This is a genomic window from Pseudomonas sp. DTU12.1 (genome assembly GCF_009873475.1).
Taxonomy (GTDB): domain Bacteria; phylum Pseudomonadota; class Gammaproteobacteria; order Pseudomonadales; family Pseudomonadaceae; genus Aquipseudomonas; species Aquipseudomonas proteolytica.
In genome coordinates this window covers 5,828,883-5,844,044 of sequence record NZ_CP045254.1, presented here as the reverse complement: position 1 = coordinate 5,844,044, position 15,162 = coordinate 5,828,883, and the positions used below count along the sequence as shown (strand labels likewise).

Annotated in this window: 14 protein-coding genes; 11 read left to right on the top strand and 3 right to left on the bottom strand. The window is 59.5% G+C overall.

Annotated features, from left to right (window positions below; all coding sequences use genetic code 11):
• Nucleotides 1–47: 47 nt before the first annotated feature.
• On the bottom strand, nt 48–1,034 hold the full coding sequence (gene tauA / locus GDV60_RS26035; protein WP_159909120.1) for a taurine ABC transporter substrate-binding protein: 987 nt from the start codon (nt 1,032–1,034) through the stop codon (nt 48–50).
• Nucleotides 1,035–1,403: 369 nt separating this feature from the next.
• Between tauA and GDV60_RS26030 the strand changes: the two genes are divergently transcribed.
• From GDV60_RS26030 to GDV60_RS25995, 8 genes are all read left to right on the top strand, one after another.
• Nucleotides 1,404–2,744 (top strand): OprD family porin, encoded by a 1,341-nt coding sequence (locus GDV60_RS26030; RefSeq protein ID WP_133715270.1) that lies wholly within the window; start codon nt 1,404–1,406, stop codon nt 2,742–2,744.
• Nucleotides 2,745–3,020: 276 nt separating this feature from the next.
• A complete protein-coding gene (locus GDV60_RS26025; protein ID WP_159909118.1) occupies nt 3,021–3,659 on the top strand; it encodes a peroxiredoxin in 639 nt (212 codons plus the stop codon).
• A 316-nt stretch (nt 3,660–3,975) separates the two neighbouring features.
• A complete protein-coding gene (ssuE, locus tag GDV60_RS26020; RefSeq protein WP_038444301.1) occupies nt 3,976–4,569 on the top strand; it encodes an NADPH-dependent FMN reductase in 594 nt (197 codons plus the stop codon).
• A gap of 108 nt (nt 4,570–4,677) precedes the next feature.
• The gene (locus GDV60_RS26015; RefSeq protein ID WP_159909116.1) at nt 4,678–5,646 is read left to right on the top strand and encodes a sulfonate ABC transporter substrate-binding protein; all 969 of its coding nucleotides are present in this window, start codon (nt 4,678–4,680) and stop codon (nt 5,644–5,646) included.
• A 25-nt stretch (nt 5,647–5,671) separates the two neighbouring features.
• Nucleotides 5,672–6,820 carry an FMNH2-dependent alkanesulfonate monooxygenase gene (ssuD, locus tag GDV60_RS26010; protein WP_029289471.1) on the top strand — a complete coding sequence of 383 codons (1,149 nt, stop codon included), beginning with the start codon at nt 5,672–5,674 and terminating at the stop codon, nt 6,818–6,820.
• A 9-nt stretch (nt 6,821–6,829) separates the two neighbouring features.
• Nucleotides 6,830–7,618 carry an aliphatic sulfonate ABC transporter permease SsuC gene (ssuC, locus tag GDV60_RS26005; protein WP_092231234.1) on the top strand — a complete coding sequence of 263 codons (789 nt, stop codon included), beginning with the start codon at nt 6,830–6,832 and terminating at the stop codon, nt 7,616–7,618.
• Nucleotides 7,615–8,421: an aliphatic sulfonates ABC transporter ATP-binding protein gene (gene ssuB / locus GDV60_RS26000; protein ID WP_032858910.1), complete on the top strand. Its 807-nt coding sequence runs from the start codon at nt 7,615–7,617 to the stop codon at nt 8,419–8,421. Before ssuC ends, ssuB begins: the two co-directional genes overlap by 4 nt.
• A 27-nt stretch (nt 8,422–8,448) precedes the next feature.
• Complete coding sequence (locus tag GDV60_RS25995; RefSeq protein ID WP_003213899.1) at nt 8,449–8,664, top strand: molybdopterin-binding protein; 216 nt, start codon at nt 8,449–8,451, stop codon at nt 8,662–8,664.
• A 114-nt stretch (nt 8,665–8,778) separates the two neighbouring features.
• Here the strand turns inward: GDV60_RS25995 and GDV60_RS25990 are convergent, their stop codons facing one another.
• Together GDV60_RS25990 and GDV60_RS25985 are read right to left on the bottom strand one after the other, a co-directional pair.
• The gene (locus tag GDV60_RS25990; protein WP_029289463.1) at nt 8,779–9,408 is read right to left on the bottom strand and encodes a TetR/AcrR family transcriptional regulator; all 630 of its coding nucleotides are present in this window, start codon (nt 9,406–9,408) and stop codon (nt 8,779–8,781) included.
• 354 nt (nt 9,409–9,762) lie between these two features.
• Nucleotides 9,763–11,139 carry a glutamine synthetase family protein gene (locus tag GDV60_RS25985; RefSeq protein ID WP_057440427.1) on the bottom strand — a complete coding sequence of 459 codons (1,377 nt, stop codon included), beginning with the start codon at nt 11,137–11,139 and terminating at the stop codon, nt 9,763–9,765.
• A gap of 278 nt (nt 11,140–11,417) precedes the next feature.
• On the opposite strand from GDV60_RS25985, the gene GDV60_RS25980 reads away from it, so the two are divergent.
• Genes GDV60_RS25980 through GDV60_RS25970 form a run of 3 tightly spaced genes read left to right on the top strand, consistent with a single transcriptional unit; the run spans nt 11,418 to nt 15,024 of the window.
• Nucleotides 11,418–12,206 carry a gamma-glutamyl-gamma-aminobutyrate hydrolase family protein gene (locus GDV60_RS25980; protein WP_159909114.1) on the top strand — a complete coding sequence of 263 codons (789 nt, stop codon included), beginning with the start codon at nt 11,418–11,420 and terminating at the stop codon, nt 12,204–12,206.
• Between the two features lie 39 nt (nt 12,207–12,245).
• A complete protein-coding gene (locus GDV60_RS25975; protein WP_029289457.1) occupies nt 12,246–13,604 on the top strand; it encodes a glutamine synthetase family protein in 1,359 nt (452 codons plus the stop codon).
• Between the two features lie 55 nt (nt 13,605–13,659).
• On the top strand, nt 13,660–15,024 hold the full coding sequence (locus GDV60_RS25970; protein ID WP_029289455.1) for an aspartate aminotransferase family protein: 1,365 nt from the start codon (nt 13,660–13,662) through the stop codon (nt 15,022–15,024).
• Nucleotides 15,025–15,162 lie beyond the last annotated feature (138 nt).

Genomic DNA, 15,162 nt, shown 5'->3' with positions numbered 1-15,162 from the left:
CACACCGCCTTCGCGAGCAAGCCCGCTCCCACATTCTTTGTTCGTGTTTATTCTTTGATGAATTTTCCGGTCACGTAGGCTGAATAGTCCGGTAGCACTGTCTCTACTTTCCCTTGTTCCTTGAGAAACTTCGCCGTCTCGCCAATGGCCTTGGCCGTTCCGCCATTGAGCAAGGCGTCCGTCTGTTGTGCCTGGGCGTCCGGGAAGGTGCTGCCCTCCAGCAATTCGGGGATATCTGCGGCATTTGCGCCCGTCAATCTGGCGATTTTCTGCACCGGTACCGAATCCACCGTCCACTCGGCTTTGTGCGCCGCATACTCTGCAAACGAATCCAGGGTGACCTTGGCAAACTTGGCCACCACCTCAGGATGCTTCTCGGCAAAATCCTTGCGCGCCACCCACACCTCGAACGTCGGCGCGCCCCATTGGCCGACCTGGGCAGCATCGGTGAGGATCCTGCCGGTCTTGCGGATTTCCCCCAGGGCCGGCGACCAGACAAACGCGCCGTCGATATCCCCGCGTTTCCAGGCTGCGGCAATTTCGCCTGGTTGCAGGTTCACCACTTTGACCTGCTTTGTGTCCAGGCCCCAGTGTTTCAAGGCCCCGAGCAGGCTGTAGTGGGATGTGGAGACAAAGGGCGTGGCGATGGTTTTGCCGATCAGGTCCTTGGGTGCGTCAATGTGACTGTCGTTGCGCACTACCAAAGCTTCAGAACTATTGATCTGGGCCGATACGATGAACGCTACGATGGGTAGGTTACGGGATGCGGCGGCCGCCAACGGGCTGGAGCCGAGGTTGCCGATCTGCACATCGCCGGAGGCAATCGCGGTGACCACTTGCGGGCCGCTGTTGAAGCGGCGCCAGTCGATCTGCTGGCCGATGACTTGCTCATAAACACCGTCGGCCTGGGGCACTTTGCTGGGGTCAATCCCGGTTTGGTAACCGATGGTGAGATTGGCCGCTTGCACGCCAAAAGAAAGTGTAAGCGATAGTAAAACTGTAACAAATTGACTAGAGGATGCGCGTTTGGCCATGATGGCGTCGCCTTTTTGATCGTGAGTGACGTGTGCGAGATTTTGCTCACACTAAACGATCTAAAAAATGGCCAATAAATACCCTTTAGGAATTAGCTTATGGAGCGATATCCCGCTGCGGGATCGTCGCATCATGGAAAGTGTTATTCCTGAATAGTATGAAAAAGGATGAAATAATTCTTTTTGGGTGTATGAAAAACTCATTACCCTGCAGGGACCAAATCAACTGCGGTTAGACGAAGGTAGTAGACACACAAGGTTACGATTGACTTGTCAGTCACGATCTGGCGCTAATCGCGCATCTGTGGATCGAGGGCGTCAGACCCGAGACCAAAGAACTACAAAAATTAGAAACGAGAGGAGCGGTACATGAAGAAGTCCACATTGGCGTTCGCCGTCGCGGCTGGGGTTTTGGCTCAGCAAGCTGGCGCCGCTGGTTTTGTTGAAGACAGCAAGGCCACACTGGGTCTGCGTAACTTTTACATCAACTCCGACAACCGTGAAGGCGCTGGCGCGAACAAGAACGAAGAGTGGGGCCAAGGCTTCGATCTGCGCTTCACCTCCGGTTACACCCAAGGCACTGTAGGTTTCGGTGTTGATGCTATCGGCCTGTTGGGCATCCGTCTTGATTCGGGCGGCGGCACCAACGGCAATAGCGGCAGCGCTTACGGCGGCACTATCTTCCCAAGCGAGTCCAACGGCAAAGCTGTTGATAACTACTCGAGCCTGGGCCTGACAGCCAAAGCCAAGATCTCCCAAACCGAGCTGAAACTGGGGACTTTGCAGCCCAAGCTGCCGGTTATCGTCACCAACGATGGTCGTCTGCTGCCGCAGACTTTCCAAGGTGGTCAGATCACCACTAACGAAATCACCGACCTGACGCTGGTTGGCGGTCAGATCGAAAAAGCCAAGGGTCGTAACTCCAGCAACAACGAAAACCTGTCGATCTCCGGCGCTAACAGCCGTGGCGCTAGCTGGCGCGACAGCAACAAATTCATCTATGCCGGTGGTGACTACAAGCTCACCAAGGACCTGACTGCCCAGTACTACTACGGCAACCTGGAAGATTTCTACAAGCAACACTTCCTGGGTCTGACCCATAACTGGTCCATCGGCCCAGGCGTACTGAAGTCTGACCTGCGTTACTTCAACAGCTCCGATGACGGTAACAACGGCAATCAGGCCGCCTACTTCTCGTCGGGTAACTACAGCGGTGTCAACTCCGGTCGCGGCAAGGTTGATAACAACCTGTACAGCGGCCTGTTCTTGTACTCCGTTGCCGGTCATACCTTTGGTGGTGGTTACCAGGTCAGCAATGGCAGCAGCGACTTCCCTTGGTTGAACCAGGGTGATGGTTCGTCGGCCTACCTGACTACGGATATGCAAATCCAGAAGTTCGCCCGCGCTGGCGAGCGTACCTGGCAAGCTCGTTACTCCTACGATTTTGCCAAGGTGGGCCTGGCTGGTCTGACCGCTGGTGTTATCTACCTGAAGGGTGACGATATCGACACTGTTTCCGGCACCCGTGCCGAGTTCACCGGTCAGTCCGAGTGGGAACGTGACATCACTGTTGCGTACGTAGTGCAAGAAGGTCCGCTGAAAAACCTTGGTGTGACCTGGAAAAACGCCATGTGGCGTAGCGACATCGCAAGCACGCGTAACCAGGACGAAAACCGTCTGATCCTGAGCTACTCGCTGCCACTGCTGTAAGACACGCTAAAAACCTTGCCCGGCGCAACGCCGGGCAAGGTGCTGTTGCTTTCAAGTCGGGCTCAACCCCCGCAAGCCCTTCCTGAATCCCTCTTTTTACAGCGTCTCAAGGCCTTCTCGAACCTTGGGCGGCATGTTGGCGTGCGCCTTTTGCAGGGTCCAGTGAACAGATTTTTAATATTCCTATATCGTCTAAATAAATCGATATTTATTCTTTTTAAAATCTCATCGGCGCAGGCACAGTGGGTTCCATAAGCACTCATCAGGAGCCACACCATGAGCCTCAGACTGGGCGATATCGCCCCCGACTTTGAACAGGATTCCAGCGCCGGCAAGATTCGTTTCCACGAGTGGCTGGGCGATAGCTGGGGCGTGCTGTTTTCCCACCCGGCGGACTTCACCCCGGTGTGCACCACCGAGCTGGGCTTCACCGCCAAGCTCAAGGATGAGTTCGCCAAGCGTGGGGTCAAGGCCATTGCCCTGTCGGTGGACCCGGTGGACTCCCACCACAAGTGGATCGAAGACATCAACGAAACCCAGAACACCCTCGTCAATTTCCCGATCCTGGCCGATGCCGACCGCAAGGTCTCGGACCTGTACGACCTGATCCACCCCAATGCCAACGACACACTCACCGTGCGTTCGCTGTTCGTGATCGACCCGAACAAAAAGATTCGCCTGACCATCACCTACCCGGCCAGCACCGGGCGCAACTTCCACGAAATCCTGCGGGTGATCGACTCCTTGCAACTGACCGACAACTACAAAGTTGCCACTCCGGCCAACTGGCAGGACGGTGATGAAGTGGTGATCGTGCCGTCGCTCAAGGATGAGGATGAGATCAAGCAGCGCTTTCCCAAGGGCTATCGCGCGGTCAAGCCGTATCTGCGGCTGACCCCACAGCCTAATCGTTAACCTGAATCCAATGTGTGTGCGGGCTTGCTCGCGAATGCGGTGGATCAGCAAGAAATGTGCTGACTGATACGCCGCATTCGCGAGCAAGCCCGCTCCCACAGGTTGATCGCATTTCAGTGCTCACATAGCAGGGGTTTTCAGGCCGTCTCGACGGCCTTTTTTTTCGCCTGATAAATGATTTTTCTTATATGCAATTTAAGAATAAACAAATGAAAAAATAAGATTTATAGATATATAAATCTGCTGATAAGGTCTGTTCCATCTTGGCGCCATCGCCGCACCGCGAACCGCCGACACTTGCTCAAGGAAACTCCCGATGCTGGTCGTAACACTTGGTGGCAGTCCCAGTCAGCGTTCCCGCTCCGGGGTCTTGCTGGATCACTCCCGGCGCTGGTTGCAGCAGCAAGGCGTGGAAGTGGTGAGTTATCAGGTACGGGACTTCCCGGCCGAAGATTTGTTGTATGCCCGCTTCGACAGCCCGAAGGTCCTCGACCTGCTGGCCCAGGTGGCCAATGCCGATGGTTTGCTGATCGCCACGCCGGTGTACAAGGCGTCGTTTTCCGGCGCGCTGAAAACCGTCCTCGACCTGCTGCCGGAACGCGCCCTGGCCCACAAAGTGGTATTGCCCATGGCCACCGGCGGCAGCATTGCCCACATGCTGGCGGTGGATTACGCCTTGAAGCCTGTGCTGTCGGCGCTCAAAGCCCAGGAGCTGCTGCACGGGATTTTTGCCGAGGACAGCCAGATCGCCTATGGCGAAGGCAGTGCCCAGGCGCAGCTGGTGCCGATCCTTGAACAACGCTTGAGCGAAGCCCTGGAGCAGTTCTACAGCGCCATGGCCCGCCGCCCGCAACCGCTGGACCCCCATGTGTTGAATGAACGTTTGTTGAGTGCTCGCTGGAGCATCTAAGCCACACCCGGATATAAGCCACACCCGAATACAAAACCCTCACCTTACTCAGCCGCCAACGGCCAAGCAGGTGCAGCCACAACCCTAATCGTCAATTTGGAGAGCGCCATGCGCACTATCATCTTGCGTCGGGGCCTGGTCGCACTGTTTGCTGCGGCTGTGTCCTTCGGCGCCATTGTTCAAGCCCAGGCCGCTGAAACCCTGCGGATCGGTTATCAGAAATACGGCACCCTGGTGCTGCTCAAAGCCAAGGGCACCCTGGAAAAACGCCTGGCCGACCAGGGCGTGAACGTGCAGTGGACCGAGTTTCCCGGTGGCCCGCAGTTGCTCGAAGGGCTGAATGTCGGCTCCATCGACTTTGGCGTCACCGGCGAAACCCCACCGGTGTTCGCCCAGGCCGCCGGTGCCGATCTGCTCTACGTCGCCTACGAACCGCCAGCGCCGACCAGCGAGGCCATCCTGGTACCCAAGGACTCGCCGATCAAATCGGTGGCCGAGCTCAAGGGCAAGAAAGTCGTGCTCAACAAAGGCTCCAACGTGCATTACCTGCTGGTGCGCGCCCTGGAAGACGCCGGCCTGAAATACACCGACGTACAGACCGTGTTCCTGCCGCCCGCCGACGCCCGTGCCGCCTTCGAACGTGGCAGTGTCGACGCCTGGGTCATCTGGGACCCGTACCAGGCGGCCGCCGAGCAACAACTGCAAGCCCGCACCCTACGTGACGCCACCGGCATTGCCGACAACCACCAGTTCTACCTGGCCACCAAGCCCTATACCGAAAAACATCCGGAGGTGATCAAGGCGCTGGTGGAAGAAGTACGGGCCGTAGGCGAATGGTCCAAGGCCAACCCCCAGGAAGTCACCCAACAAGTTGCGCCGCTGCTCGGCCTGCCGGCTGACATCACCCTGACCTCGGTCAAACGCCAGGGCTACGGCGCGCTGTTCCTGACCCCGGAAGTGGTCGCCGCGCAGCAGAAAATCGCTGACACCTTCTACCAGCTCAAATTGATTCCCAAGCCCTTGAGCATCAAGGACGTGATCTGGACGCCACCTGCGACCGTTGCCAAAGCGCCGTAATCCGACTTCTTCAGGAGACAACTCCATGAGCCTCAATATTTTCTGGTTCCTGCCTACCCACGGCGACGGCCATTACCTTGGCACCGCCGAAGGCGCTCGCGCCGTAGACCACGGTTATCTGCAGCAGGTGGCCCAGGCCGCTGATCGCCTGGGCTTTGGCGGGGTACTGATCCCCACCGGTCGCTCTTGCGAAGACTCGTGGCTGGTGGCCGCTTCACTGATCCCGGTGACCCAGCGTCTGAAATTTCTGGTTGCCCTGCGCCCCGGGATCATTTCCCCGACGGTGGCGGCGCGTCAGGCAGCGACCCTGGACCGGCTGTCTGGTGGACGGGCGCTGTTCAACCTGGTGACCGGTGGTGATCCAGAAGAACTGGCCGGTGATGGCCTGTTCCTCAGCCATGAGGAGCGCTACCAGGCCTCGGTGGAATTCACCCGTATCTGGCGGCGCGTGCTGGAAGGCGAAACCGTGGACTACGACGGCCAGCACATCAGCGTCAAAGGCGCCAAGTTGCTCTACCCACCGATCCAGCAGCCACGCCCGCCGTTGTATTTCGGCGGTTCTTCCGAAGCGGCCCAGGACCTGGCAGCCGAACAAGTGGAAATGGTCCTGACCTGGGGCGAACCACCAGCGGCAGTTGCGGAAAAAATCCAGCAGGTGCGGGTCAAGGCGGCCAAGCTTGGGCGCACCGTGCGCTTCGGTATTCGCTTGCATGTGATCGTGCGTGAAACCAACGAGGAGGCATGGAAAGCCGCCGACAAACTGATCTCCCATCTGGACGACGACACCATCGCACGCGCCCAGGCCTCGCTGTCGCGCTTTGATTCGGTTGGCCAGCAGCGCATGGCCGCCTTGCATGGTGGCAGTCGCGACAACCTCGAAGTCAGCCCCAACCTGTGGGCTGGCGTCGGCCTGGTACGCGGCGGCGCCGGCACGGCACTGGTGGGCGATGGGCCGACCGTGGCGGCTCGGGTCAAGGAGTACGCGGACCTGGGCATCGACACCTTTATTTTCTCCGGTTATCCACACCTGGAAGAGTCGTACCGGGTTGCAGAGTTGCTGTTCCCGCACCTGGATATCGAACGTCCCGAGCTGCCGAAAAGTGCCGGTTACGTCAGCCCGTTTGGCGAGATGGTGGCCAACGACATTCTTCCCAAAGCCGCGTCGCAGAGCTGAGGCGCCGTCATGAATAGTCAACGGATTCTGCATCGGCTGGCGCCTTGGGCACTGCCGGTCCTGTTGCTGGCGGTGTGGCAGTTGTCGGTGTCGGCGGGCTGGCTGTCGACGCGGATTTTGCCGGCCCCCAGCGCAGTGATTGCGGCCGGCGTGCACCTGGTCAGTAGCGGTGAGATCTGGACCCACCTGGCCATCAGCGGCTGGCGCGCGGGCCTGGGTTTTGTGATCGGCGGCGGCATTGGCCTGGCCCTGGGTTTTATCACCGGCCTGTCGAAATGGGGCGAGCGCCTGCTGGACAGCTCGGTGCAGATGATTCGTAACGTGCCGCACTTGGCGCTGATCCCGCTGGTGATTCTGTGGTTCGGCATTGATGAGACGGCGAAGATTTTCCTGGTCGCCCTCGGCACGCTGTTCCCCATCTACCTCAACACCTATCACGGCATCCGCAACGTCGACCCGGCACTGGTGGAGATGGCGCGCAGTTATGGCTTGTCGGGTTTCAGCCTGTTTCGCCAGGTGATCCTGCCGGGCGCGTTGCCATCGATTCTGGTGGGGGTGCGTTTTGCCCTGGGCTTTATGTGGCTGACGCTGATCGTCGCGGAAACCATTTCCGCCAGCTCCGGTATCGGCTACCTGGCGATGAATGCCCGGGAGTTCCTGCAAACCGACGTGGTGGTACTGGCGATTGTGCTGTACGCGGTGCTCGGCAAATTGGCGGACCTCGCGGCGCGTGGCCTGGAGCGGGTGTGGCTGCGCTGGCATCCGGCCTATCAAGTACACAAAGGAGGTGCGGCATGACCGCTCAACAACCTCCACGCCTGCTGCGGGGCATTCCGTTAGCGGTGCGCAAGCTGCGCAAGGCGTTCGGCGCGCGGGAAGTCCTGCGCGAGATTGACCTGCACATCCCGGCGGGCCAGTTCGTGGCTGTAGTGGGCCGCAGTGGCTGTGGCAAAAGTACCTTGCTGCGCCTGCTGGCCGGCCTTGATAGCGCCAGCAGTGGCGAGTTGCTTGCAGGCTCTGCACCCCTGAGCGAAGCGCTCGAAGACACGCGGCTGATGTTCCAGGAAGCGCGCCTGCTGCCGTGGAAAAAGATCATCGATAACGTCGGCCTGGGCCTAAAAGGCAACTGGCGCCCCCAGGCGCTTGAGGCGCTGGAAGCGGTCGGCCTGGCCGAGCGTGCCGATGAATGGCCGGCGGCGTTGTCCGGTGGCCAGAAACAACGGGTGGCCCTGGCCCGCGCCCTGATTCACCAGCCGCGCCTGTTGCTGCTGGATGAACCCTTGGGTGCGCTGGATGCCCTGACCCGCATCGAGATGCAGCAACTGATCGAAAACCTGTGGCGCAAGCACGGTTTTACCGTGTTGCTGGTGACCCATGACGTCAGCGAAGCCGTGGCCATTGCCGACCGGGTAATCCTGATCGAAGACGGCGAAATCGGCCTCGACCTGCATGTGGAACTGCCACGCCCGCGGGTCCGTGGCTCCCATCGCCTGGCGGCCCTGGAAACCGAAGTCCTCAACCGTGTGCTGTCACTGCCCGGCACGCCGCCGGAGCCGGAACCTGTTTCACCGTTGCCTACGCAATTGCGTTGGGCGCAATAACTCACTTGTCCCTTAAGGAGTAACACCATGACTATCAAAGCGATCAACGTGCGTAACCAGTTCAAAGGCACCATCAAGGAAATCGTCGAAGGCGACGTACTGTCGGAAATCGACGTGCAGACCGCGTCCGGCATCGTCACCTCCGTGATCACCACCCGCTCGGTGAAAGAACTGGAGTTGGTGATTGGCAGTGAAGTGATTGCGTTTGTGAAGTCCACCGAGGTGTCGATCGCCAAGCTGTGATCGGCTTTCGACCGCTATCGCAGGCAAGCCAGCTCCCACATTTCGATCTGCGAATGCATTTAAAGTGTGGGAGCGGGCTTGCCCGCGAAGAGGCCGGCCCAGTCACCACAACCCTTATCGCTTAGGCAAAAACACCGGCAAATAAAGCCCCACATACGCATCAAACACCCGCATCCCTTCCTCCGCCATGCGCGGGGTGATCTGCCCATGCTGATGCACCGAGCGCGCGTAAACGCGGTCGCTTAGCTCCAGCGCCAGGGCAAACACGTCCACATCTGCCGGCAGCACCGGCACTTCAAAGTGGCGGTTGAACACTTGCAGCATCAAGTCCCCCAACTCCAGGTCATGCTGGCGGTCGGCCTGGGTCACTTCGGTGAGGCCGTGCTGGGCGAGGATCAATTGCCGGGCGGCGGCGTCGTTGCTGTAGATGGTCAGCATGCGCAGCTCCACCACGCGCGACAGGTCGCGCCAGTGATGCAGGCTGTCGTGGTCGATGGGGGCTTGTAGCGCGGCGCGGAATGCGGCGTGTACGTCAGCCGTCAGTGCTTCGAGCAAGGCCGGTACGCTGGCGAAAAAGTGATACACCGATGACGGCGGAATCTGCGCCCGTTCGGCCACGCTGTAGATCGACAGGCTGGCCACGCCTTCGGCTGCCAGCAAGGTGCGGGCGGCGTCGAGGATCGCGTCGATCCGGGCCTGGCTGCGGGCGCGGGGTTTGCGAGGGGCGGCGGGGCGGGTGGTCATGGAAGTCTCCTACAAGGCAGAGCGCATTGTACGCAGAGATCCATATCGGTACAGATAGGGCTTGTTGTGGGGAGCAGGTTTGTTTGTGGTGAGTGGGCCTGTTGTGGCTAGGGCTTGTTTGTGGCGAGCGGGCTTGTTGTGGTGAGCAGGCTTGTCTGTGGCGAGCGGGCTTGCCCCGCGCTGGGCTGCGAAGCGGCCCCAAAACAAACACCGCGATGCATCAGATGCATCGCGGTGTTTTTGAATGAGGGCTGCTTCGCAGCCCAGCGCGGGGCAAGCCCGCTCGCCACAGACAAGCCCGCTCGCCACAGACAAGCCTGCTCACCACAAGCAAGCCCGCTCACCACAATCCGCTTACACGGTATGCAGGTACCAGTTGTACTCAAGGTCGGAGATGGAGTGTTCGAACTCCTCCAGCTCGCTTTCCTTGCAGGCGACGAAGATATCGATGTATTTCGGATCGATGTACTTGGCCATCACCTCGCTGTCGTCCAACTCGCGCAGGGCATCACGCAGGTTGTTCGGCAGGCTTTGCTCGTTCTGCTCGTAGCTGTTGCCTTCCACCGGTGCGCCAGGTTCGATCTTGTTGGTCAGACCGTGGTGCACGCCCGCCAGGACCGAAGCCATCAGCAGGTAAGGGTTGGCATCGGCGCCGGCCACGCGGTGTTCGATACGTACCGCGTCGGACGAACCCGTAGGTACGCGAATCGCCACGGTGCGGTTGTCCAGGCCCCAGCACGGCGAGTTCGGCACGTAGAACTGTGCGCCGAAACGACGGTAGGAGTTGACGTTGGGGCACAGGAAAGCCATTTGTGCAGGCAGGGTCTCCAGCACACCGCCGATCGCGTGACGCAATGCGGCGTTCTGCTCGGGATCCTCGCTGGCAAAGATGTTCTTGCCGTCTTTGTCCAGGATCGAAATATGCACGTGCAAACCGTTGCCTGCCTGGCCCGGGTAAGGCTTGGCCATGAAGGTGGTGTCCATCTCATGGTCGTAGGCAATGTTCTTGATCAAACGCTTGAGCAGTACCGCGTAGTCGCATGCCTTGATCGGGTCGGCGACGTGGTGCAGGTTCACTTCGAACTGCGCCGGGGCACTTTCCTTGACGATGGCGTCGGCAGGGATGCCTTGCTCTTTGGCACCTTCCAGAATGTCCTGGAGGCAGTCGACGTATTCGTCGAGGTCGTCGATCAGGTAGACCTGTGTCGAGTGCGGGCGTTTGCCGGAAATCGGCGAGCGGGGAGGTTGTGGGCGGCCGTTCACGTTCTCCTGGTCGATCAGGTAGAACTCAAGCTCGAAGGCTGCGCAGATGGTCAGGCCCATATCGTCAAACTTGGTTACAACTTGGCGGAGCACTTCGCGCGGATCGGCGAAGAAAGGTTCACCTTCAAGTTCGTGCATGGTCATCAGCAGTTGCGCGGTAGGGCGCTTTTGCCAGGGTTCATTGCACAGGGTATCGGGGATTGGATAACAGATTCGGTCAGCATCACCGATGTCCAGACCCAGGCCGGTGCTTTCCACCGTCGAGCCATTGATATCCAGGGCAAATAAAGAGGCAGGCAAGTTGATGCCTTTCTCGTAAACCTTGTGGAGGCTGGTGCGTTCGATGCGCTTACCGCGCACCACACCATTCATATCCGCAATTAGAAGGTCTACGTACAGAACCTCAGGATGATCCTTAAGGAACGCGTTCGCTTCGTTAAGCTGAACGGCACGCGGGGGTACCGACATGATGCAACACCTTTGTTGTTAAAAATATCAATCATTGATCTTTTCTGGTTTCAGTCAACCCGAACGGCATGCCGAAGTCAAGCGAGGCCTTTTTTGCCCTAAAAAAGCGCCTTGAGGGCTTTTTTGCGGCTTTTTTGGGCAGTTTTATCGGTTTGCCCGGCTTGGGACTAGCAGGCTTGAGCGGGCCGTGTTGTATTTTTTACGGGGGTGTTGTGTAAAAAAATGAACAAGGCTAAGCTCGATTCAAACCCATAACAGCAATAATACCGGGGTGCTTCATGTCTGGCCTGCCGTTAATCGGCGTCACCGCCTGCTCCAAACAGGTTGGTCTGCATGCTTATCACATCAGTGGCGACAAATACGTCCGCGCCGTGGCCATCGCTGCCAAGGGCCTGCCATTGATTATTCCGTCCCTGGCGGACCTGTTCGAACCGGCCAATATTCTTGACGGTCTGGACGGCATTCTCTTTACCGGCTCACCTTCCAATATCGAACCCTTTCATTATGACGGTCCGGCCAGCGCGCCTGGGACTGCTCATGATCCTGCCCGTGACCAGAGCACCCTGCCGCTGATTCGCGCCGCGATCGCCGCGGGCGTCCCAGTGCTAGGGATCTGCCGGGGCTTCCAGGAAATGAATGTGGCCCTGGGCGGCAGCCTGCACCAGAAGGTTCATGAACTGCCGGGCATGATGGATCACCGCGAAGACGACACCCAGCCGCTGGACGTCCAGTACGGCCCGGCGCATGCCGTGGCGATCACCCCGGGCGGTGTGCTGGCGAGCCTGGGCTTGCCGGACACGATCCAGGTCAACTCGATCCACAGCCAGGGCGTTGACCGCCTGGCGCCCGGCCTGCAGGTCGAAGCGAGCGCGCCGGACGGCCTGATCGAGGCTTTTTCGCTCAAACAGGGCAAGGCTTTTGCAGACGCTTTTGCATTAGGAGTGCAATGGCACCCTGAATGGCAGGTAAGCTCCAACCCGTACTACCTCGCGATCTTCCAGGCATTTGGCGATGCCTGCCGAACGCGGGCGAAACAAAGAGACGCGCACGCGTCAAACAACGCCTGACCTTTAATGGATGTCAGGAAACCCAGCCCAGAGGCATTTATGAGTAACAACCTCGACCAGCTCACCGATTGGTTGAAAGACCACAAGATCACAGAAGTCGAATGCATGATTGGCGACCTCACGGGGATCACCCGGGGCAAGATCTCGCCGACCAACAAGTTCATCGCCGAAAAAGGCATGCGCCTGCCCGAGAGCGTTCTGTTGCAGACCGTGACCGGCGACTATGTCGAAGACGACATCTATTACGAACTGCTCGACCCGGCCGACATCGACATGATCTGCCGCCCCGACCAGAACGCCGTGTTCCTCGTGCCCTGGGCCATTGAGCCCACCGCCCAGGTGATCCACGACACCTACGACAAGCAAGGCAACCCGATCGAGCTGTCGCCGCGCAACGTGCTCAAGAAAGTCCTCAAGCTCTACGCCGACAAAGGCTGGCAGCCCATCGTGGCGCCGGAGATGGAGTTCTACCTGACCAAGCGCTGCGAAGACCCGGACTTCCCGCTGCAACCGCCGATTGGCCGCTCTGGCCGCCCGGAAACCGGTCGCCAGTCCTTCTCTATAGAAGCGGCCAACGAATTCGACCCGTTGTTCGAAGACGTCTATGACTGGTGCGAGTTGCAAGAGCTGGACCTCGACACCCTGATCCACGAGGACGGCACGGCGCAGATGGAAATCAACTTCCGTCACGGCGATGCCCTGTCCCTGGCCGACCAGATCCTGGTGTTCAAGCGCACCATGCGTGAAGCCGCGCTCAAGCACAACGTGGCCGCCACCTTCATGGCCAAGCCCATGACCGGTGAGCCGGGCAGCGCCATGCACCTGCACCAGAGCATCATCGACATCGCCACCGGCAAGAACGTGTTCTCCAATGAGGACGGTTCCAAGAGCGAGCTGTTCCTGCACCACATCGGCGGCCTGCAGAAGTTCATCCCCGAGCTGCTGCCGCTGTTCGCGCCCAACGTCAACTCGTTCCGCCGCTTCCTGCCCGACACCTCGGCGCCGGTGAACGTGGAATGGGGCGAAGAAAACCGCACCGTCGGCCTGCGCGTACCGGATGCCGGCCCGCAGAACCGTCGCGTGGAAAACCGCCTGCCGGGCGCCGATGCCAACCCGTACCTGGCGATCGCCGCCAGCCTGCTGTGTGGCTATATCGGCATGGTCGAAGGCATCAGCCCAAGCGCGCCTGTTGTGGGGCGTGGTTACGAGCGGCGCAACCTGCGCCTGCCGTTGACCATCGAAGACGCGCTGGAACGCATGGAAAACAGCAAGACCATCGAGAAATACCTGGGTCACAAATTCATCACTGGCTACGTCGCGGTCAAGCGGGCCGAGCATGAAAACTTCAAGCGCGTGATCAGTTCGTGGGAGCGGGAATTCCTGCTCTTCGCCGTCTGATGCGCCGGGTGCGGCCGGGATACGCCGCACCTTCACCTACCTATTGGAGATTGGTATGTCCAGCAACAACCCGCAAACCCGTGAATGGCAAGCCCTGAGCAACGAGCATCACCTGGCACCGTTCAGCGACTTCAAGCAGTTGAAAGAGAAAGGCCCGCGCATCATCACCAACGCCAAGGGCGTGTACCTGTGGGACAGCGAAGGCAACAAGATCCTCGACGGCATGGCCGGCCTGTGGTGCGTGGCCATCGGTTATGGCCGCGACGAGCTGGCTGACGCCGCCGCCAAGCAGATGAAACAACTGCCTTACTACAACCTGTTCTTCCAGACCGCCCACCCGCCGGTGCTGGAACTGGCCAAGGCCATCGCCGATATCGCCCCCGCCGGCATGAACCATGTGTTCTTCACCGGTTCCGGCTCCGAAGGCAACGACACCATGTTGCGCATGGTCCGCCACTACTGGGCGATCAAGGGCCAGCCAAACAAGAAAACCATCATCAGCCGCAAGAATGGCTACCACGGCTCTACCGTGGCCGGCGCGAGCCTGGGCGGCATGACCTATATGCACGAGCAGGGCGACTTGCCGATCCCGGGCATCGTGCATATCGCGCAGCCTTACTGGTTCGGCGAAGGCGGCGACATGAGCCCCGAAGAGTTCGGGATCTGGGCGGCCAACCAACTGGAAGAGAAAATTCTGGAAGTCGGCGTGGACAACGTCGGTGCCTTTATTGCCGAGCCGATCCAGGGCGCCGGTGGCGTGATTGTGCCGCCAGCGACCTACTGGCCGCGCATCAAGGAAATCCTCGCCAAGTACGACATCCTGTTTGTCGCCGACGAAGTGATCTGCGGCTTTGGCCGTACCGGTGAGTGGTTCGGTAGCGATTTCTACGATCTCAAGCCGGACATGATGACCATCGCCAAGGGCCTGACCTCGGGCTACATCCCCATGGGCGGCCTGATCGTGCGCGACGAAGTGGTGGCAGTGCTCAACGAAGGTGGCGATTTCAACCACGGCTTCACCTACTCCGGGCACCCGGTGGCGGCTGCGGTGGCCCTGGAAAACATCCGCATCATGCGCGATGAGAAAATTGTCAGCCGTGTACATGACGAAACGGCACCGTATTTGCAAAAGCGTCTACGCGAGCTGGCGGATCATCCGTTGGTGGGCGAAGTCCGTGGTGTCGGTATGTTGGGTGCGATCGAGCTGGTGCAGGACAAGGCCACGCGCAAGCGTTACGAAGGCAAGGGCGTGGGCATGATCTGCCGCACCTTCTGCTTCGAGAATGGCCTGATCATGCGCGCCGTGGGCGACACCATGATCATTTCGCCGCCGCTGGTGATCAGCAAGGCCGAGATTGACGAGCTGGTGACCAAGGCTCGCCAGTGCCTGGACCTGACTTTGGCGGCATTGCAGGGCTAAGTGCTAGGCTCAGAATGCAGCGGCTTGCGGCTGTTGCATTCGGGCAATGATAAATGCGGGGCTTTGGTTGAAAGCCGGCCCCTGAACTTGCCAGACTGTCGCCCTGTTTTGTTGCCCTTCGACGGGCCATGAAACGTA